At 53.8% G+C, this 20,971-nt stretch carries 16 protein-coding genes; 9 read left to right on the top strand and 7 right to left on the bottom strand.

The features are described 5' to 3' along the window. The first annotated feature begins 6 nt into the window (after window positions 1–6). Together U869_RS0117860 and U869_RS0117855 are read left to right on the top strand one after the other, a co-directional pair. On the top strand, window positions 7–1,281 hold the full coding sequence (locus tag U869_RS0117860) for a cation diffusion facilitator family transporter (RefSeq protein ID WP_071998252.1): 1,275 nt from the start codon (window positions 7–9) through the stop codon (window positions 1,279–1,281). A 107-nt stretch (window positions 1,282–1,388) separates the two neighbouring features. Beyond that, entirely contained in the window at window positions 1,389–2,936 is a 1,548-nt protein-coding gene (locus U869_RS0117855) for a hypothetical protein (protein WP_025123221.1), read from the top strand. Window positions 2,937–2,970: 34 nt separating this feature from the next. Here U869_RS0117855 and U869_RS0117850 read toward each other — a convergent pair whose 3' ends face one another. From U869_RS0117850 to U869_RS0117840, 3 genes are read right to left on the bottom strand one after another with little or no spacing between them, the layout of a single operon-like run. Then, window positions 2,971–4,218, bottom strand: coding sequence for an N-acetylglucosamine-6-phosphate deacetylase (locus U869_RS0117850; protein ID WP_025123222.1), 1,248 nt, complete (start codon window positions 4,216–4,218; stop codon window positions 2,971–2,973). Further along, complete coding sequence (locus U869_RS0117845; RefSeq protein WP_025123223.1) at window positions 4,211–5,563, bottom strand: adenylosuccinate lyase family protein; 1,353 nt, start codon at window positions 5,561–5,563, stop codon at window positions 4,211–4,213. The genes U869_RS0117850 and U869_RS0117845 overlap by 8 nt, the downstream gene beginning before the upstream one ends. Window positions 5,564–5,575: 12 nt before the next feature. Further along, window positions 5,576–7,141 carry a PTS transporter subunit EIIC gene (locus U869_RS0117840; RefSeq protein WP_025123224.1) on the bottom strand — a complete coding sequence of 522 codons (1,566 nt, stop codon included), beginning with the start codon at window positions 7,139–7,141 and terminating at the stop codon, window positions 5,576–5,578. A gap of 255 nt (window positions 7,142–7,396) precedes the next feature. Here U869_RS0117840 and U869_RS0117835 point away from each other — a divergent pair, with 255 nt between their 5' ends. Genes U869_RS0117835 through U869_RS0117825 form a run of 3 tightly spaced genes read left to right on the top strand, consistent with a single transcriptional unit; the run spans window position 7,397 to window position 10,732 of the window. After that, on the top strand, window positions 7,397–8,431 hold the full coding sequence (locus tag U869_RS0117835; protein ID WP_025123225.1) for a glycosyltransferase family 9 protein: 1,035 nt from the start codon (window positions 7,397–7,399) through the stop codon (window positions 8,429–8,431). Between the two features lie 22 nt (window positions 8,432–8,453). Continuing rightward, entirely contained in the window at window positions 8,454–8,948 is a 495-nt protein-coding gene (locus tag U869_RS0117830; protein ID WP_025123226.1) for a molybdopterin-dependent oxidoreductase, read from the top strand. Continuing rightward, on the top strand, window positions 8,945–10,732 hold the full coding sequence (locus U869_RS0117825) for an ATP-binding protein (RefSeq protein ID WP_025123227.1): 1,788 nt from the start codon (window positions 8,945–8,947) through the stop codon (window positions 10,730–10,732). The genes U869_RS0117830 and U869_RS0117825 overlap by 4 nt, the downstream gene beginning before the upstream one ends. Here U869_RS0117825 and U869_RS0117820 read toward each other — a convergent pair. Together U869_RS0117820 and U869_RS0117815 are read right to left on the bottom strand one after the other, a co-directional pair. After that, complete coding sequence (locus tag U869_RS0117820) at window positions 10,722–11,573, bottom strand: helix-turn-helix domain-containing protein (RefSeq protein ID WP_025123228.1); 852 nt, start codon at window positions 11,571–11,573, stop codon at window positions 10,722–10,724. The two genes, U869_RS0117825 and U869_RS0117820, sit on opposite strands and share 11 nt — an antisense overlap. Before the next feature lie 325 nt (window positions 11,574–11,898). Beyond that, a complete protein-coding gene (locus tag U869_RS0117815) occupies window positions 11,899–12,447 on the bottom strand; it encodes a TetR/AcrR family transcriptional regulator (RefSeq protein ID WP_232785373.1) in 549 nt (182 codons plus the stop codon). Between the two features lie 386 nt (window positions 12,448–12,833). Here U869_RS0117815 and U869_RS0117810 point away from each other — a divergent pair, with 386 nt between their 5' ends. Further along, the gene (locus U869_RS0117810; RefSeq protein ID WP_025123230.1) at window positions 12,834–14,054 is read left to right on the top strand and encodes a Tm-1-like ATP-binding domain-containing protein; all 1,221 of its coding nucleotides are present in this window, start codon (window positions 12,834–12,836) and stop codon (window positions 14,052–14,054) included. Window positions 14,055–14,120: 66 nt separating this feature from the next. Here U869_RS0117810 and spy read toward each other — a convergent pair whose 3' ends face one another. Further along, on the bottom strand, window positions 14,121–14,624 hold the full coding sequence (gene spy / locus U869_RS0117805; RefSeq protein WP_025123231.1) for an ATP-independent periplasmic protein-refolding chaperone Spy: 504 nt from the start codon (window positions 14,622–14,624) through the stop codon (window positions 14,121–14,123). Between the two features lie 411 nt (window positions 14,625–15,035). On the opposite strand from spy, the gene pdeR reads away from it, so the two are divergent. Continuing rightward, window positions 15,036–17,042, top strand: coding sequence for a cyclic di-GMP phosphodiesterase (gene pdeR, locus U869_RS0117800; RefSeq protein WP_025123232.1), 2,007 nt, complete (start codon window positions 15,036–15,038; stop codon window positions 17,040–17,042). A gap of 3 nt (window positions 17,043–17,045) precedes the next feature. Here pdeR and U869_RS0117795 read toward each other — a convergent pair whose 3' ends face one another. Further along, the gene (locus tag U869_RS0117795; RefSeq protein WP_025123233.1) at window positions 17,046–17,912 is read right to left on the bottom strand and encodes a crotonase/enoyl-CoA hydratase family protein; all 867 of its coding nucleotides are present in this window, start codon (window positions 17,910–17,912) and stop codon (window positions 17,046–17,048) included. Between the two features lie 320 nt (window positions 17,913–18,232). On the opposite strand from U869_RS0117795, the gene yhjD reads away from it, so the two are divergent. Together yhjD and U869_RS0117780 are read left to right on the top strand one after the other, a co-directional pair. Beyond that, window positions 18,233–19,228, top strand: coding sequence for an inner membrane protein YhjD (gene yhjD / locus U869_RS0117785; RefSeq protein ID WP_025123234.1), 996 nt, complete (start codon window positions 18,233–18,235; stop codon window positions 19,226–19,228). Window positions 19,229–19,569: 341 nt separating this feature from the next. Further along, window positions 19,570–20,892, top strand: a complete 1,323-nt coding sequence (locus tag U869_RS0117780; RefSeq protein WP_025123235.1) for an MFS transporter — start codon at window positions 19,570–19,572, stop codon at window positions 20,890–20,892. Window positions 20,893–20,971: the final 79 nt, after the last annotated feature.

Below are 20,971 nucleotides of genomic sequence, written 5' to 3'. Positions count from 1 at the left end.
CAACTAATTAGAGGCATTACCATATCCGAAGGCATCCATTCATTTACCGATTTTATTGCCACTAGTATCACCTGGTGGGCGGTGCGCGTCAGTGATAAACCGGCCGATGACGATCATCACTTCGGCCATGGCAAGGTCGAGAATCTGGCCGCACTGTTTGAAATGCTGCTGCTATTGGCGGCCGCAGGCTGGATCATGTTTGAAGCAGTGAGTAGCCTGATGGGTGAGGCAAACCAGATTGTGGCTGCACCAGTAGTGATTGCGGTATTGGTGGTGTCCATTGTGGTTGACTTCTTCCGTGTCCGGGCCTTGAGCCGCGTGGCCAAAGCCACCAACAGCGCGGCTCTGGAGGCCGACGCGCTGCATTTCTTCTCAGATATGCTGTCTTCCGGCGTGGTGCTGTTGGGCATGGTTTTTGTCGTATTTGGCTTTGTCCGTGCGGATGCGCTGGCGGCGCTGATAGTGGCCTGTTTTATCCTGCTTGCCGCATTGAAACTGGGGAAACGCTCATTTGACTCCCTGATTGATACCGCACCTGCTGGCACACGGGAAGAAATCGCGATCATGCTTAACGATTTCCCTGCGGTGTTGTCTACAGAGAATATTCGCCTACGTAACGGTGGAGCCAAGTTGTTTATCGAGGTGAACGTCGGGGTGTGCCGGTCACTGCCGCTTGAGCGGATCAAGGCATTGAAGCAGGCCGTAACCACCAAGTTTGAACAGCACTATGCCAACTCGGAAGTGAGGGTGATTGCTATCCCTCAAACCAGAAGCGATGAAGATCTGGCCACCCGTATCCGCATGCTTGCCGCCAACCATGGGGCGGTGGTGCAAAGTCTCTCACTTCAACAATTGACGGATCGTGTGGCGATCGGCATGGATCTGTTGGTTTCAGCCAATGCCAGCGTAGAGCAGGCGCATGATATTGCCAGCGACGTGGAGGATGATTTACGCCAGACCTTGGGCGAAAATACCGAGATTGAAACCCACCTGGAACCGCAGATGCTGGATTGGCTGGTCAGCCAGAACGTAGGGCACGCCGAACTGGCGAAGTTTGAACAGGCATTGACGATATCGGCTGAAAACAGCGGATTGGTTCAAGACATCCATGATATCCGGGCTAGAAAAACATCGCAGGGCGTGATTGTGAATTTTCATTGTCGGGCGTTGCCGGACTTGACGATCTCAGCGGTGCACGATGCGGTGGACCATATCGAACGGCAATTGAGAATTCAATTCCCGGAAATATCACGGGTGGTTGGCCATGTTGAACCACTATGATCCCTCCTAGCGGTTACTCTTCTTCCCCGCCCAGCTCACAGACAAAAATCTACATTTTCGATACTGTTCACTACCCGAGACTTCAGACCAGACGTTGAGAAGCCCTAGTGAACAGTTTTGACCTGTCATTGTTAAAATATCTCCAGGAACACAGCCCTGTCGCGATCGCGGATGTCACCGCCAGGTTTGGCAAAACCATGTCGACGCTAAAGCGTTCAATGAAGGAAATCAACGAGTTCCTGGAGCCAGATTTCCACCTGCATCTGGACGGGCAAGCGATCGTTACGGCGATCAGTTACCGGGAATATATCGCCTTTCTCGAACAGGTCCCGTTTAATCGCTATATCACTACCGCCGAAGAACGTGTCAAAGATCTCAGCGTGGCGCTGTGCCTGCAAAACGTGGTGAACAAAAGCGAGTATTACCGCAAGTTTAACGTCAGCCCGACCACGCTCAAAAATGATAATCAGGCACTGTCGGCATTTTTGCAGGCCAACCACCTTTCCGTTACCGCCATTCCTAAACAAGGGTCGCGCCTGGATGGCGACGAAATTCTGCTACGCATCGCCATCTGCCTGACGATCCTGAAAACCATTGAGATCGGCGAAGATCATCTGCTGGTGCCACACAAAGCCAACGAACCAATCAATCGCTCCATTGCCACGCAGTTCTTAAAGACATGCCAAGCGGAAATCAATTCCGCCGCCGAGCTGTATCAACAACGGCTCAGCCAGCGGATCACTCTGGGTTATAACAGCAAAAAATACTTTCTGGTGTATATGAGTATCGCGCTGCATCGTATGCGGCGCGGGCACACCATCACCCACAGCGATAACCTGAGCTTTATTCAGTCCTCTGACTTTGGTTTGCTGGAAAACGAGCACGAAAATCGCTTTCTCGATCTGCTGATTTCATCCCTGACCTATACCTGGCGGCCGTTCGATATCTATGACCCGACATTGATCGCGCTCGTTGGCCAGCTATGTGAATGTCTCACCCCACTGCTGCGGGCAGAAATTCACAACCGCTCACCCTTCTTCGCCGAGATCTACCAGTTCATCTATGCGAGCATCGTACAAAACAAATTCAATCTCTACTTTGACGATAAAAAGCTGCATCAGATGCAGACCCGGTACGCGCTGCTCTATCAAGGCGTCACCCAAGCCACCGCGCCCATCGCGCAGCACTATCGGACCATCTTTTCGACGGTACACCTGTCCACGCTGGTGTTGATCCTGAAGAAATACGAGCTGCAAAACCGAGTCCACAGCGAGCAGAAAAAACGCGTGATCATCGTGACCAACTCTTCTGAAAGTAAGGTGGGCTACTTCAAGGAGGTGCTAAAGTCACACTTCCATATTGAGATTGTTGGCTACGTTAATATCAATGAATTGCACACGCTCGAACAGATCCCGTTTGATTTGCTGATTACCTTCACCAACAAGATCTCCAGCTACCTGAAGTATTATCAGTTGGATTACATCAAGGTGAATTTCTATCTCACGCGCGATGATATCTCGCTGCTCAGCCAGCACGGGCTTTCCCGGGCGAAGAAGAAGATCCCGGCAGAGGAGTTTATTCGACAGGTAGAAGGATTGGATCGCCAGCAACTGCGTGCCCTGTTAGAGCGGGAATATCCGGATTATTTCATCTGACAACGGTGGCGCAGCATGCTACGCCCCTACAAATTTAACCACCGTGTCTCTCGGTAGGGGCGCTGCATGCTGCGCCCTGGGGCTGATACAGACCACGGCAATAAACTTCCACCAAATCCAGCCCTTCATCCAGCACCAGAATATCGGCATCTTTACCCGGGCACAGTGAGCCTTTGCGGTCTTGAGCTCCCGCCAGAAACGCCGGATTTTCACAAGCAATGCTGGCGACCGACACCAGGCCATTATCCAGACGATCGACGATGTTCTTAACCGAATCCAGGAAATTCATCTCCAACTGCTGCACCTCATCATAGTCACAAGGGCAAACGTGCCGCGTGTCGCCGCCGTCTGAAGTAATCTCTAGCTGCCCCTGTTTGATACGGAAGGTCTCTTTGCGCAGGTAATGGTGAAACTCATACCCTTCAGGGAAATCCACATAGCCCATACAGTCGCTCATCAACACCATGCGCCGATCGCGTTTCAGGCGGTAGAGCAGATCAAATGCCTCCGGCTTGATGGTGATACCGCTCTGCTTGGCCACTTCCGCATAAGTATCCTGGTAATACATCAGCGCTCCAACCACCCCGAGCTCACGGTGATGGAAGCCACGCATCCCGCTATAAGCGTGGGTGAAGTGGTTTAACCCCGCCTCCACCGCAGCCGTAACCTCGGCAAAGGTGGCATCGGTATGCCCTGCCGACGCAGTGATCCCCTGCGCCCGCAGATAACGAATCAACTCCAACGCCCCTTCCAGCTCTGGCGCTAGCGTCATCAGGCGGATGTTATGACCTGCCAGCCGATTAAAACGTTCGAATCCCTCTACGCTTGGCCGTTGCAGGCAATCGGCTCGCTGCATACCAAGGTGTTTTTCGCTGATGTAGGGGCCTTCCATATGGATGCCGATAGCTTCGGCCCCGTCTGCTGGCGTGGCCGTGGCAATATAGTCGGCGGCCTCCACCAACGATACCTCAAGGAAATCATTAGGCATGGTGCCAGACGTGGGCAGGTACGAGGTGACGCCAGCCTTGACTAAATCATGGCTCATCCACTTTAGCGATTCCTTATTGCCCTTGTAGCCGAACGACCCCCTCCCCCAGCCGTGTACGTGAATATCGACAAAGCCGGGCATGACGATCCGCTCGCTATGGTCGATGCAGCTACCGGAAAAGTGGCTGGTGAACCCACTGATTTGCCCTTGCTCCACCAGCAGATAACCGGCCTTGATACCGTCGGGGAAAACAATCCGGTTGGATTTGATGACCCCAGAGCGCTGGTCATTCATGGTTTCTCTCCAATACCCGATCCGCCAGTTCGTCAGCCAACACGGCACACAGACCGGTATAGGCACCGGGATCCAGCAACTCTGCAATCTCTTGTGCCGTGAAGTTATCCGCGATGACCGGATCCTGACTTAAAATTTCACCGTATTCTAGATGTTCGTGAGTGCTGCGCATCGCCATGTTGTAAACCAGCTCATGGGCCGGATCCTTACCCAGTTTATCCACCAACTTCATCATGATTTTCTCGCTGTTGATAAGCCCGTGCGTCAGCATCACGTTGTCGTGCATCCGCTCAGGGTTAATCACCAGCGTGCGCGTCAACTCCTCGGCACGCAGGATGATCTCGGCCATCAGCTCGATGCTTTCCTGTAGGCTGGCATCAAAGATAAAGTAGGCCGAGCTGTCCGCCTCGAATGGCCTAGGGCAGACGTAAAGCACCGCCGTCATCACCGAATACAGCTTCTGGGCGTTGGCAATGATACCCTTAGCCAGCTTGGGATTGACCTTCTGCGGCATGGTGCTGCTGCCCACGGTGCCTTTGGTGAATGCCTCGGAGACCTCACCAAACTCCTCGCTGGACGTCTGATAGACCTCTTCGGCGATTTTATGCAGGGTGGTCGCCAGCAAACACAGGTTGCTGATGTACTCGGCGCGAAACACTCTGGCACTGCGTGATGGCACCAGCATGGAGTGCATGCCAAGCTGTTCGGCAACCAGATCCTGCACCGTTCTGCCCTCTTCCCCCGTGGCGTGAAAAGCCCCTACCGCACCGCCCATCATTACGGTGAAAACGCGTTTTTCCGCTTCCTGCATGCGTTCCACCGCCGCCAGTAATTCGTAGATCCACACGGAAACCTTATAGCCGTAGGTGATGGGCAGCGCGTGTTTACCGTGGGTGCGCCCCGCCATCAGGGTATTTTTATGGGTCTTGGCCAAGCGGGCCAGATTGATCAAGGTGGCATCAACAAACTTCATCAGATGACGGTGGAATTTCTGTACGATCAACAGGTGGGCCGTTTGCTGAATGTTTTGGGTGGTCACGCCGTAGTGCACGTACTTGCCACTTTCCGCATCACAAGCCTTGACCAGCACCTTGATCACCGGCACAAAACCGTGACCGATCTGGCGCATTAAACGATCGATCTCCGCCAGGTCGATCCGCTCCAACCGGCAGTTGGCAGCGATGTTTTCTGCCGCCGCAGCGGGGATCATCCCCACCTTGGCCTGCGCTATCGCCAAAGCACCCTCTACGTCGAGCCACGATTGCACTCTGGCCTCGTGAGTGAACAGGTCTTTCATGCCCTGATGATCGATGGTTTTACTCTTGGAATCATAAAGTGCGCGCATGCCGTTCTCCTGTTAACGTTGCTGAATGCCAGCAAGATTGTCGTCTACCGCGTTACGGACAAACTCAACGTGTGGCCCGAAAACAACGTGAATATGATTGTTGGAGGCAATAAACGTCCCCAATGACCCCGCTTCTTTCAGCAACTCCATGTTCATCAATTTCTGATCGCCCAGGTCGATGCGCAGCCGCGACACACAGTTTTCCACCCGCTTAATGTTCTGCCTGCCGCCCAGCCCCTCGACGACCAGCTCAGCTACCTTGTCGTACTCTTTGTTATTCAGTAGCGCACTGTCCGCCATCTCGTTTTCACGGCCGGGGGTTTTGATATCGAATTTGCCAATGGCATAGCGGAACACGCCATAGAACACCACAAAGTTAATCGCCCCCAGCAGCAACAGGTTTACCCAGTGGGTGTTTTCATACATCAGCCCGAAGATGCCGAAGTCAAATATCGTGCCGCGAATATAGCCAATCGAAACTTCCAACATTTGCAGCGGAATGGTCAGCAGGCCACACAATATCGCGTAGATAACAAAGAGCTGCGGCGCAATAAACAGGAAGGAGAACTCGAGCGGCTCGGTGATATTACCGAGGACCGCCGTCAGCACCACGGTCAGGATCATCCCTTTGGCAAATTTCTTGTTCTTGAAATAGGCCATGTGATACATCGCCAGCCCGATAGCCGGGACACGGAACAGGGTGGTCAGCATCTGCGACGACGCCAGGTAGCTGGACAGCGTTGGCATGAACTCATTCCAGGCCGGATGGTTTGGCCCCAGTTCAAACAGGATTTTGTTCATGGCAGGCAGAATGCCAACGTAGGTCTGCCCGTCAATCAGATAGGTGCCACCCGCTTCGGTAAAGCGCACCGTTGAACTCAGGACATGGTGCAAGCCAAACGGGATCAGCAAGCGGTTTAAGGTCATATAAATGCCGGCACCGATGTTCGGCGCCATCATCACGGTGGAAATACTCCGCATCCCATAGGTAAATACATCCCACACGAAAGGAATAAGTAGCCCGACCGGGATGGTGAAGGCAATCGACAGGATGGCGACCGATTTCTTACCGCTGAAGAAGGCAAATGCCAGCGGCAGCTGTAGCCGATAGAACCTGTCTGTCACTTTTGCGGCAAGCAAACCGGCAATGATCCCTCCCAGCGCTTCGATTTTCAGCGTGTGGATGCCGAGCACCATGCCCTGCCCGACCAACGCCATATTCTCCGTCACCAGTTGATCCATCACTTTCAGATGCACGTGCATTGAGATCAATAAGGTCAGGTAGGCGATCACCGAAGCGAATACTGCAATTCCCTTTTCCTTCTTTGACATGCCATAAGCAACCCCCATGGCAAACAGCAATGGGATATTCTGGAACACTACGCTACTGATTAATCCCACCGAGGACAGGATCGCCTTACAGTAGGCATTTCCCAGAAACGGCAGCTTGTCGATCATATACGCCTGGCCTAGCGCGCTACAGATCCCCATTAGCATCCCCACCGGGGCTAAAACAGCAATCGGCAATAATAGGGAACGCCCAAACGTCTGTATTTCGTTTTTAAAGTTAGATTTCATTATCTGGCCCCTGGTTTACTTTACCCCTCTATCAAACAATGCCGATGCGGCCACCATCAAGGCCAAATGCTGGCCGATTCAAGGCTCATTTTTTGCCCATAAAAAAATAATCATCCGGCCAAGCGGCAGGCAAGATCACACTCCAGTCTTTTTAATGCTATTTCGCTTATTCACACCTGCAAAAGGCGGCATTTTCTGCCATTCTTTTGCCTATTCCCCCAAGCCTTAGCCGCGCCTTCGTAGACAGGACAAATCATGGAAGTGTTAACAAAGGATGAAGTGTTATATCACCAGGGAAGTTTACTGACTCAGGACGGCATCATGGTCGCATCATGGGACCTTGAGCAGCAGGAGAGCTTTTCCGGTGACTATTTTAGCCTGGCGGGCCATCGAGGTATTCGCAACGCCGCCGCTTCCCCTTTCAGCGTGGATTATTGCCATGAGTCGGTCGTGCACATCATTAATGGCATGGGTGTAACGCTAGGCGATTCCATTATTGGCCTGACCGCGATTGAGGCGCTGCGTGAGTTTAATCCCAGCCTGCGCAGTATTATCTACCGGCCAGGGCGTGCGCCCGGCTATGTCGATCAGCTTTACCATCTGGCGGCGGGCGTGGTGGCGGAACTGCGTTGGCTCCCCTGGAAGGCGGAGCATATCCCGGAGCAAGAGCTGTGCATCGATGCCGGTAACCAACTGTTCTGGCCAGCCTTCACCACGTTGCCAATGATTGATTTCTTCTTGCAGGCGCTGGGCGTTGAGCCTGCCGCGATCCCCGCTGCGGCGAAAGCCAACCGCTGGATGCAGAAACTGTGTCTACCGCCATTACCTGAGCGCTGGCAGCATAAGCCATACGTGCTGTTTTGCCCCACCGCCAGCACGCCGTTACGCAGTATCCCGGCCAGCGCCCATGTACCGCTGGTGAATGCCCTGTGGGAGAAATTTGCCTGCCCAGTGATTGGGTTCGGCGCGGTAGATCATCCACATTACGTGGATATTCAACCACTTTCCAGCGCTACTGCGGATTTCCTGGCTTGGGTGAAGCATGCCCGCTACGTGCTGACATCGGATACCGCAGCGGTGCATATTGCCGCGGGCTACGATGTCCCGACCACCGCCTTCTTTACCTCAATCGCTCCCGAATTGCGGGTACGAGACTATCCTTTATGTCAGCCAGTACATTTTGCTCTCCCCGAGCTGAACAATGTGCAAGCCAGCGCCAGAAAACATGACCTGGAACGGGTCGAACTAGCCTTTACTACCCTGAAGCTAAACGAATTGCCGTGGGCATGATCCACGGTCTGGAGAACTACCGATGCTGTTGACCGCAATGAGAAATACCGTTTTTGCCCTGCTGGCTGTGGTGATCACCCAAACCAGTGCGCTCAGCTTTACCCTGGAGATCGGCGGCAAGATTAAAAACACCACCGACGCCGAGAACAAGACTTACGTCTTTACCGACAAGGAATTGTTTGCCATGCCGGTTCACAGCATCACTACCACCACCTCTTGGACGCCCAGAGTAAAATTCGATGGCGTATTGCTGGGTGATATTTTGGCTAGAGTCGGTGCCGAAGGCACCATGATGACGCTGTACGCGCTTAACGATTATTATATTGATGTGCCCATCTCGGACGTGGCTAAATACAATATGATCCTGGCCTATAAAATGGGTGGGGAGATGTTAAAGGTGCGCGATTTCGGGCCGCTGTTTCTGATCTATCCCCGCGATGCCGGGGGCGCGGAGCTCAATTCTCCTCTGTATAACTCGCGCTTTATCTGGCAGATCAACAGGATCGTCATTAAATGAAGTCAGTCCGGTTTAAAGACAGCGGCAGATTAGCTATTCCAGCCATCTTTGCCGCGTTATTTCTGCTCGCCTCGACGGTGACGCTGTATTATTACAGCGCCACCCTGTCGAAAAAAGGGCTGTATGCCGTTGCCGGTACGCAGGAGAACTACTCGTGGTCGATCGCCAAGTTCGCCATCAAGCTGGCAGAATTCGAAACCACGGTGGAACAGCAAAAAAACGCCGCTCAGGTTGATATCGACAACCTGCGGCTGCGGTTCGATATTCTCTATTCGCGCTATTCGGTACTTGCCCGTCCGTCGGAATCAACCTTGCCGCTGTACCACGAACCTGGCTATCCCGAACTGGTTGAACAGATGCGCCTTGAAATCACCCACCTGGATCAGTTGGTCAACAGCCCTCAGGTGGATCTGGGGCTGATTTCGCAGGCCATGCAGCAGATCAAACCCTCTGCCATTATGATGGCCAACCTGGCAGACCACGCTGAAGTGAAGCAGCGCACCGGGGCTTACGAAGATTTTATCGAGAAACGGCACATCATCTTTTATGGTCTGGTGATCATCATGTTCTCGGTGATCGCGCTGATTGCCATTACGCTGATCGTGATCCGCCAGCAGCGCCAAACCATCAGCCAGCAGTCGAAGGCCATTCGCGCAGAACAGAAGGCTATCCGTACCAAAAACGCCTTCCTTGGGGCCATCGGCCATGAACTACGCACCTCGCTGCAAAGCATTATGTCCGCCATCGATGTGCTGACTAACACGCGTGTATCCCATGAGCACAAGGATACCTTCCACCGGCTGGAAACTGCCGCCGAGCAGATAGAAAGCCAAATGAAGGATCTCACCGATTATGCCCGCCTGGACAGCGGCATGATGGAACTGCGCATTGTGCCCTTTAATGCCCAGCAGATGATCGACGAAACCACGGATGAAATTGCCATGCTGACCCACAAGCCTGCGGTCAAACTGGTGCGCGAAGTGGAATTTACCCATGCGCTGGTCTATTCCGACCCGCAGCGGCTACGGCAAATCGTGGTTAACCTGCTGACCAACGCCTTTAAATATACCGAAAGCGGCACCATCACGCTGCACAGCTGCCTTCGCAGCCAACCGGCCGGGAGTTCGTTGATCATCGAGGTTACAGATACCGGCATCGGTATCGACAATGCCCAGCTACCACAGATTTTTGAACCGTTTACCCAGCTCGATCAGTCAAACACCCGTCAGTACAGCGGGGTTGGCATGGGTTTGGCGATCGTTCACGGCCTGGTTGAATTGCTCGACGGTACCATCACGGTGTACAGCGAAGTGGGGGAAGGCAGCACCTTTATCGTCAGTATTCCCGTTGAGATCGGGGAGGAGCCGTTGCCGAATGAAGTCCCAAGAGTTGAGACGACACGGTTGAAGAAAGAGCAGCAAATCCTGGTGGTAGACGACAATCCTGCCGCAGGGATGGCCTTTATCGCCCTGCTCGACAAGTTGGGCTATCAGCATGAGCTTTGTGACTCGTCGGAACGTGCGCTGCAAAAGCTGTTGCGACGGCCTTACGATGCCTTGCTGCTCGATCTGCAAATGCCCGGCATCGATGGTGTGACGGTAGCCCAACAGCTGCGTGAGCAACGCGGCCCGAATCGTAATATCCCGATTATCGGCATCAGCGCCTACACCCCGGAGCTGCTGCCCAGCGAGCAACGCGCCATGTTTGACGACTATCTGATGAAACCGGTACGCATGGAGGTACTGTCCACCTCACTCACGTCGCTGTTTGTGGCTACAGATTAAAGCACCGTTGCAGTGCGGCTTCGATCACATGGAGCCGCACTGGCTTTTCATACGGGCCAAGCACGTCATGATCTCGCATCGCTCTGGCAATCTCTGACTCTCGCTGATCTGTGCCCAACTGGCCAGTCAGCACCAGGATCGGCGCATCCGCGTGATCGGAATTGCGAATGGTTTCAATGCAACTCTGCGCGGTCTCCTGACCTATCAACCAATCCAACACATAGCCATCGAACGGGCTTTTACTCAGTGCATGGCAGAAACTGCCAATGTCATAGAAGGCTACGGCATTAAACCCTTGGCTATTGAGATACTTGGTCAGCTCATCGGCTGCCTGGTGGGCATCGTCCAGTACCGCAATGCTCAGGCGGTCGTCTTCGATATGGCCGGGACGGATCTCAATTAATTCGACAGCAAAACGCTTGCCCAACGGAGCGTCGGCAGCACGATAAACGGTCCATTGCCCATCCAGTTGCAAACCAACAAACTCGGTCAGCTTACCGCCCACCAGTTCGCAACCAATGTGTGCCACACAAGGTAACGCCACACCCGCCAGTAAAAAGATGGCATCCTGTGCCACTGTGGAACCCACCGGCTCACTGTCGGGGAGAATATCGACGATGGCCGCAGGCGTTTCGCCCAAGGCCAGTGCCACGCTGTTGATTTGTTCCAGCGTCCATGGGCTCTGGCCTTTCAGCTTACGGTGAGCATGGGAAAAACTCAGATCCAGAATGCGGCTGAGCTCCTTGGCATGCTGTCGCTTGCCGATCCCATGTAGCAAAAAGAGCTCCCTGACCTTGCCTGCAATCGACTGCGAATCGAATTTTTGATGATTGTTATACATTTTATCCTTCGATATTTTTCGCTGATTTTTCAGTCGCTTTGACACCTACCCGTGCAAAAAACGTTATCGAAATCTCGCATACTATACAATCTTAGCCTAATAGCTGGCTTGACATACCATCTTTTATAGTCAAACATGGTATCAGAAGTGATAAATTATAAAAATGATAGTAAAACGTAAACCCAGTAATAACCAGATCGACACCAGGGAAATTTTAAGCCGGCCCCAACACCTGACCATCGGTAGTTGCAAGCTGAGCAAGTTTAACCGCAGAGTTAATGGCTTCACCCCTCCTTGAGCCGGAGCCCGTAAGGGTTCCGGTTTTTTATTGGGTATCAATTCCCCCGGCCCTGGCATCTTCTTCGGCCTGACGAATGATGGCTTTGGCCATCCACTGGGTCACATCCTGAATGTCATCAAGCTCTAAACCCCAAATGTCCTTCAGCACCAGAAAGACTTCGGAGCCATAGATCAACGAGAAAGCGTGGATCACGCGTTGCAGAGCTGGTGCAGGCAACTTGCCTTGCAAGGGCTCCACCGCCAACGTCAACAGCCGCTTGCGATTGCCACGCACAAACTTTTCGCCCGGCGTCGCATTGGCCCATTGCTGGAGTGAGAGCTGAAGCGCCGCACGCAGCGCACCTTCATGCCGTTCCATCTGCGGATAGGCAAACGCCAACAGCTGATGAATACGCTTGAGCGCATCGTTATCCTGCGGCTGCCATTCAAGGATCGGCCCCAGGCTTTGCGCCACAACGGCGGAAATCAGGGCACTTTGGGTGGGGAAATAGCGATAAGCGGTAGCACGGGAAACCTGCGCATGCGCCGCCAGCTCGGTAATCGAAGGGAAAATACCGCTATCGTAGAGTTCCATCGCACAGACCAACAGCAAGCTGCGGGTCTTGGCCCGGGTATGTGTCAAAGATTCATCCCGCGGAGCGGGAAATGCGGATATTGGCACGTTTTCCTCGAACTTCTTTCGTACTTTCCTGCCCTGGAATCAATACGATAGCCAGCCTCACCGACAGATCCTGGCCCATCGGCAGCGTAAAAAATTACCGCTAAGATAGCCAAAAACGGGACACAAGTCTCACTTTAAGCAAATTAATGCTTGCAAAAATGATACGGCAGTCTCATTATGGCCAAGAAATAAACGCTAGCAGTTGATTGTCCGACACCAGGGTTCCCAATCTACAACTATAATTAGCTTTAGAATCAATTTGTTCAGACAGTTGTCTGAACCTTTTCCAGGAACAGATGATGAGCAGCACCCCGAGTTTTGTCTATATTGCTACCACAGCAGATACTAAAGGACAAGAACTGGAATATGTCCGTCATCTGATCGCCAGTCTCGATTTACCCGTCATCACCCTCGATCTCTCCACTTCCGGTAAGCCTGCTCAGTATCACGCCGACGTTGCTGCGCAAGAGATCGCGGGTTACCACCCGGAAGGCGAACAGGCCGTTTTCTGTGCCAATCGTGGGCAGGCGATTGCCGCCATGGCCATCGCGTTTGAGCGCTTCATGCTCTCACGCCATGATGTTGCCGCACTGCTCGGCTTGGGCGGGTCTGGTGGCACCGCGATCATCACTCCCGCCATGCAACAATTGCCCATCGGCCTGCCGAAACTGATGGTATCAAGTATGGCCGCAGGTGATGTGGCAGGCTATGTTGGCTCCAGCGACATAGCCATGCTCTATTCCGTCACCGATATCGCAGGGCTAAACCGTATTTCACGCAAAGTGTTGAGCAACGCAGCCAACCAGATCGCCGGGGCTATCCGCTTTCATATCGATGATGACGCCGACAGTAAACCCGCCACCGGGCTGACCATGTTCGGCGTGACCACGCCTTGCATCAAGGCCGTAACCAATGCCATTGAGCCTGACTGGGACTGCCTGGTCTTTCACGCTACCGGCAGCGGTGGGCAGGCCATGGAAAAGTTGATCGACAGCCGTTTGCTCAACGCCGTATTGGATCTGACCACCACCGAGGTGTGTGACTATCTGTTTGATGGCGTGTTGGCCTGCAACGAAGATCGCTTTGGGGCGATTGCCCGTACCGAGATCCCTAGCGTAATGTCGTGCGGAGGCTTGGATATGATCAACTTCGGTCACCCTAAAACCATTCCAGCCCGCTATACCCATCGCCAGTTTTATAGCCACAATAGTCTGGTCACGCTAATGCGCACCACGGTGCAAGAGAATACCCAGTTGGGGCGTTGGATTGGCGGCAAACTGAACGCCTGTGCCGGGGAGATCTGCTTTGTGATACCGCTGGGTGGCTTTTCGGCCCTGGATGCGCCAGGGCAGCCCTTCTGGGATCCGCAAGCGTTGAGCGCCTTTGTCCACTCGTTGGAACGCACGCTGGTACAGACCGAAAAACGTCGGCTGCTCAAAGTACCGTACCATATCAACGATCCCCGATTCGCCGCGGTTATTATCGAACAGTTTAATGCTATTGCCGCAACGGCTAAATAAGCGTGATCAGAATATAAAAATGCCGGGCAATAAGCCCGGCATTTTTTATTATGCTAACGATGTTAATTATTCAGCAGCAGGCTGTTGATTACGCATTTTTTCCATATGCTCCATCATTTTCTGCTCACGTTTCTGATAATTCTCATTGTATTGTTTTTTCTGCTCTGGAGTTAGCAGGTTATACATTTTGTTTTCCGCTTTGGCGCGTTCCAGCATGTGTTCAGACTGCGCTTTGCTGATCACATCGATCTGTGCTTTGGCCTTGGCCTCGTCGAAGCTGTCTGAGGCGACCATACTGTGCAATGCCTGGCGCTCATCTTTAGCACCCGGGCCGCGTTTTTGATGCGACTCTTTCATGATATCGCGCATCTGCTGGCGCTGTTCTTTGGTCAGGTTCAGGCCAGCAAACGGGCCTTCTCTGCCTGGGCCTTTATGGTGCATCATTTTCGCCGGTGCTGCGGTAGTGGCAGCTGCGGTTGCCGGGGTGGTGGTTGCGTCGGCAGCAAAGGCAGCTGATGCAGAACCCAGGGCTAAAGTTGAAGCGACAAATAAAGCAGTCAGTTTACGCATGATCATTTCCTTAAAAGTTATTCTTCATCAGGAGCGCTGTACGTTAACAGGCTCACTATCTCGTCGTCGGAAATAATAGTATGCGCCTGAATATATAGTAATGAGAGGGAGTGTAAATTTTTTAAAATCAAAAATGGCAATATCCACCAATTATGAATAAATTATGGAGAAGGTGTCTGTTAATTGGCAGGTTACATTGCCCAAGCGTAATTATCAGTGTGACTTTTGTCCAGCTCCGGCTGTGAAATAATTTAGCATCCCTAGTCGCAACCGTGACTCAACGAGGCTAAAAACTGATTTTCGCGCAGTACGCGGTTCTCTTTTACACTCTATACAGACGCCGTGCACGCGATCCCCATCGTCTTTCAAGCTGCAGCGTAGGGTCCGGCAGTCCCTTTTTGAGGAATGATCATGTTCGCAGACCAAGGCCCGATGCTCCTGACCACCCACTTTGGCACCAGCAGCCCTTACTGGCATCTGGCGTTTGACAGCAACGCCCTGGAGTTGACGGCCATCAAAGGCAAAACTCACCTTGCCGTGGCGCTGGACGAAATGCAGGCAGCAAAAATCCGCCGCTTGAGCGGGGTCACCGCCAGCCTGGATCTGACCCTCCAACTCAGCGGTCAGCCCATCCATCTGCATTTGGTCGGTCGCCGGGTCAATAAGTTTGAGTGGGCCGGCACCGCCTCGGCCTATACCGACACCGAGGCCGTAGCGCGTGATTTGGTACATGGCCTGTCGTTTGCCGAACAGGTGGTGTCGGAGGCCAATTCCGTCATCGTCATCGTTGATCAGCACGGCCGCGTTCAGCGTTTTAACCGCTTGAGCGAAGAGTACACCGGCTTGCAGGAACAGGACGTGATTGGCAAAAACGTCTTCAAGCTGTTTATGAGCCCCGAAGAGGCGGCGGCATCACGGCGCAATATTGCCCAATTCTTTCGTAACGGCGCCTCGTATGAAGTGGAGCGCTGGATCAAAACGGTCAAAGGCGAGCGGCTGTTCTTGTTCCGCAACAAGTTCGTCCACAGCGGCAGCGGTAAAAAAGAGGTATTCCTGATCTGTTCCGGTACGGATATCACCGAAGAGCGCCGCGCCCAGGAACGCCTGCGGCTATTGGCCAATACCGATACCATCACCGGTCTGCCCAATCGCAACGCCATCCAGGACGATATCAACCGGGCCATTAGCGACCGTGGTGACAGCCACGTCGGGCTGGTCTACCTCGATCTGGATAACTTCAAAAAGGTGAACGACGCCTATGGCCATATGTTTGGCGATCGCCTGTTGGTCGAGGTGTCGCGCACCATTCTCAGCTGTCTGGATCACGGGGAAAAGCTTGCCCGTCTGGGGGGCGATGAATTTCTGGTGCTGGTCACCCAGGCCGATCGAATCATGCTGCAAGAGCTGGCACAGCGCATTATCGAACGCCTGCAAACGCCCTTCCGCATCGGCCTGATCGAGGTCTACACCGGCTGTTCGATCGGCATTGCGCTGTGTCCGCAACATGGCCACGATCTGGACAGCCTGATCCGCAGCGCCGATACCGCCATGTACGTCGCCAAGGAGCATGGCAAACGCACCTTTATCGTCTTCTCGCCGGAAATGAACCGCCGCGTTGCCGAATATATGTGGCTGGATACCAATCTGCGTAAAGGGCTGGAGCAGGAGCAACTGGTGGTGTATTACCAACCCAAGATCGCGACGCTTAACGGAGCCGTCCACAGCGTAGAGGCTTTGGTGCGCTGGGATTCGCCGGAGCGCGGGCTGATCCCGCCGCTACAGTTTATCTCCTATGCCGAAGAATCCGGGCTGATTGCCCCACTTGGCCGCTGGGTGCTGCAAACCGCCGCTAAACAGGCAGCCATTTGGCAGCAGCAGGGGCTGAACCTACGCGTCGCAATTAACCTTTCCGCCAGGCAGTTGATTGATGACAGCGTGGTTAACGATCTGGCTGAGGTGCTGCGGGAAAATCAGCTTTATCCCTGCACGCTGGACTTTGAGCTGACCGAGAGCTGCCTGATAGAAGATGAAAACCGAGCGTGTGAGGTGATCGCCCGGCTACGGGCCTTGGGTGCACAGGTACATCTGGATGATTTTGGCACCGGCTACTCCTCTCTGGCGCAGCTGGCACGTATTCCGCTGGACGCCATCAAGCTGGATCAAAGCTTTGTGCGCGGCGTCAATCTGGCTCCGGTCTCACAATCACTGATACGCGCCATCGTCGCGGTCGCCGCAGCGCTACAGTTCAAGGTGATTGCCGAAGGCGTTGAGACGGACAGTGAAGATCGCTTCCTGGACTGCGTAGGGGTCGATGAAAAACAGGGATTCCTGTTCGCCCGGCCAATGCTGCCCGAGCAGTTGGAAAACTGGCTGCAAACCTATAGCCCGCAATCACGCAGTGATGCGGGCGGGAATTAACGCTTAGCTGGCACGGCGCTGGTTAACCGTATGCCGATCCTGCAACATCACCAGCCGCTCAATGTACAGGCGATCCTTCTCCTCGATGGTAAAGGCCGAGTGTACCCAATCCTCGGTAATGTCCATCAGTTCGGAACGGGTTAACTGCAACACCCGCTGACGCGCACGCAACATGGCACGCATCCCGTTCAGCTTGGGCCTGATGGTATCAATGAAGGTACGCGTCGCCATATAGGCGTCGCCCGGTTGAAACAACCGATCCACCAGCCCGTAGCTTTCGAACCATTCGGCTGTGTGAGACTCTCCGCTCCAGATCAGCTCTTCCGCCAAACGCATGCCTGCCTTACGGGCCACCAACGAGTAACCGCCCATTCCGGGAAACAGGTTGAAAGCGATTTCCGGGAATCCCATCCGCGCGTTGTTCTGTGCCAAAACGAAATGGTGCGCCAATGCGGCCTCAAATCCACCACCTAACGCGCTGCCCTCTACCATGGCGATACTTATCGCCCCGGTATCAAAACCGCGTGCTGCCGCATGTACGCAGTCAATACAGGCCCGGGCGTACGCCATCATCGCCTCACGCTTGCGGTTTTTGATCGCTTCGGCGAAAAAGCTCAGGTCCCCGCCGACGTTGAACATGTTTTGCACCAGCGATCCGGTAACCCAAAAATCGAACTGTAACGTCGATTCCTTAGCCGCCTGCGCCAGCGTCATAATGTCTTCGATCAGCGCCTGATTGAAGCAAGGACGCGGCTCTGCACGCAGCAACATCCACATGATGTGGCGATCTTCCTCGTAATAAGCGAAAAGTTGTGACAGGTTGCCCGCCTCTGTGAACGGGCGGCAGGTGGGATGATTGAATAATTTCATAAGACCTTCCATTTTATCTATTGATTCAGGTGATAACCGTTCCAGCCCCTACGGCTGCAGTAGGCGCATGCCGGGTGAAAAAGCGCGCGCCATAAGATGAGTAAAAGCCTTCCTGACGCTGAGATAGATAAAAATTGCGGGAAATGGCTGAAAATCAGCTGTGTGGTGAACGGGACAAAATCGCACGATCTCGTTGCCCGCTGAAGGCAGAGGCCATCATCAGAATTAACCCAATCTCGCCCAAAACGGCCAAATCCAAGGCATATTTGGCTATAATCAAGCACATGCCCATTGTTTTAGCTGAAGGATACCGTGACGTAATGCACAACAAAGCCGCTCCAGAGCAGCCTGAGGCCGTTGAGAAACCGACGATCGCCATCAAAACCGGCAACCACAAACTGGATGAAGGCCTTTCAGGGTTCGCTCGCCTGATCGAGCGCGTTAAAGCCTGGCCCAGCGTCGCTCACCTGCTGCGAGCCACCGAACGCTTCAATGACCGCCTTGGCAGCCAGTTTGGCGCCGCCATTACCTACTTCTCGTTTCTCTCACTGATCCCGATCCTGATGGTGTCGTTTGCCGCCGTGGGCTTTGTGCTGGCGTCCAACCCGGACCTGTTGGCCGAACTGATCAATAAGATCGTCAATAGCATCAGCGATCCTACGCTGGCCAGTACCCTGAAAAATACGGTAAATACCGCCATCCAGCAGCGCACCACCGTGGGTCTGACCGGTCTGGCGCTGGCGCTGTATTCCGGCATCAGTTGGATGGGTAACCTGCGTGAGGCGATCCGCGCCCAGTCCCGTGACGTTTGGGAGCGCAATCCGCAGGATCAGGAGAAAATCTATTTCCGCTACACTCGAGACTTTATTTCATTAACCGGCCTGGTGGTGGCGCTGATCGTCACGCTGTCGTTAACCTCGATTGCGGGGTCAGCCCAGGCGGCCATCGTGCATGCGCTGGGGCTGGATGACATTGAATGGCTACGGCCGGCAATGACGCTGATCGCGCTGTCGATTTCCATCTTTGCCAACTACCTGCTGTTCCTGTGGATCTTCTGGATGCTGCCGCGTCATAAGCCGAAGAAGAAAGCGCTGTTGCGCGGCACGCTGATCGCCGCTATTGGCTTTGAAGCGATCAAGTTTGTGATGACCATGACGCTGCCGCAGGTCGCTAAATCGCCTTCCGGTGCCGCCTTTGGCTCGGTGATCGGGCTGATGGCGTTCTTCTACTTCTTTGCCCGCCTGACGCTGTTTTGCGCCGCCTGGATTGCCACGGCCCAGTACAAAGAAGATAAAACCCTGCCGCAGGACAAGTGAATCTGCACCGCCAGCATTGCATTCATGCCAGTCGCAAGGTTGCGACTGGTTTTTTATTCCAACAACTAGATACAAATCCAGTTAATAACACCAAAACAAAGGCGATGGAAGTTCGAAAACCAGCATAACAAACTACCTCATAACTTTTCTTTGCGCCTTTTGCAGTCGTTCTCTCTGCATAATGCTCACTTCACCACGTTAAAGACCACAGAATATAGCCTCATTAAAACATTAATCTTTTTAACAGTTTATTTGCCGGATAGTACAAAACCTCCCCGTTGAAAAGCCATTTTGCTATGACTAAGATGAATTTTTACCTATGCAAAATATAAGAAATAACTATGCAAGCAACCATCGCAACCCCCCTGGACGCCGAACAGGCGCCCACACCGGTTAACTCCCGGGGAAAAGTCATCGTCGCCTCTCTGGTCGGTACTGCCATCGAGTTCTTTGACTTCTATATTTACGCTACCGCCGCAGTCATCGTCTTCCCGCATATCTTCTTCCCACAGGGCGATCCTGCCGCAGCCACGCTACAATCGCTCGCCACATTTGCCATCGCCTTTGTGGCGCGGCCAATCGGCTCTGCCCTGTTCGGCCACTTCGGCGATCGCGTCGGGCGTAAGGTCACGCTGGTTGCCTCGCTGCTGACCATGGGGGTTTCCACCGTGCTGATCGGCCTGCTGCCAAGCTATGCCACCATCGGTATCTTTGCACCGATCCTGCTGGCGCTGGCGCGTTTTGGTCAAGGTCTGGGGCTGGGTGGCGAATGGGGCGGTGCCGCGCTGCTGGCCACCGAGAATGCGCCAGCCCACAAACGTGCGCTGTACGGCTCTTTCCCACAGTTGGGCGCACCGATCGGCTTCTTCTTTGCCAATGGCACCTTCCTGCTGCTCTCCTGGCTGCTGACGGATGAACAGTTCATGACCTGGGGCTGGCGTGTGCCGTTTATCCTCTCTGCCGCGCTGGTGCTGGTGGGTCTGTATGTGCGTATTTCACTGCATGAGACGCCGGTATTCGCCAAAGTAGCCAAAGCGGGCAAACAGGTGAAGGTGCCGCTCGGTACGCTGCTGAGCAAGCATAAAAAGGCCACCATCCTGGGTACCTTTATCATGCTGGCCACCTATACGCTGTTCTACCTGATGACCGTGTACTCCATGACTTACGGCACGGCTGCAGAGCCGTTGGGACTTGGCTATTCGCGCAACAGCTTCCTGTGGATGCTGATGGTAGCGGTCATCGGTTTTGGCGTGATGGTGCCGATCGCTGGCTTGCTGGCCGATGCCTTTGGCCGCCGCAAAACCATGATTGTCATCACCCTGTTGATGATTGGCTTTGCCTTCCTGTTCCCAAGCATGCTGGGCTCTGGCAATCAGGTGTTGGTGATGGCCTTCCTGCTGTTAGGGCTGAGCATCATGGGCCTGACCTTTGGCCCGATGGGCGCACTGCTGCCAGAACTGTTCCCGACCGAAGTACGCTACACCGGAGCCTCGTTCTCGTATAACGTAGCTTCTATTCTGGGTGCTTCGGTAGCGCCTTACATTGCAACCTGGTTGGCCAACAACTATGGGCTGTTTTATGTGGGCATGTACCTGGCAGCCATGGCCAGCCTGACGTTGATCGCCCTGCTGCTGATGAAAGAAACCCGCCACACGTCGCTGTAACCTTCTTCCGGCCCCCGCTCTATGGGGGCCGTCTGTTTGTTGTCATCAAACCCGGCTATGCTATTCCTCCCTTGGTTGA

Origin of the sequence: Serratia sp. H1w, assembly GCF_000633355.1 — a bacterium.
Classification (GTDB): domain Bacteria; phylum Pseudomonadota; class Gammaproteobacteria; order Enterobacterales; family Enterobacteriaceae; genus Chania.
Note: the sequence above shows the minus strand (reverse complement) of the source record. Positions and strands in the feature narration are given on the sequence as shown.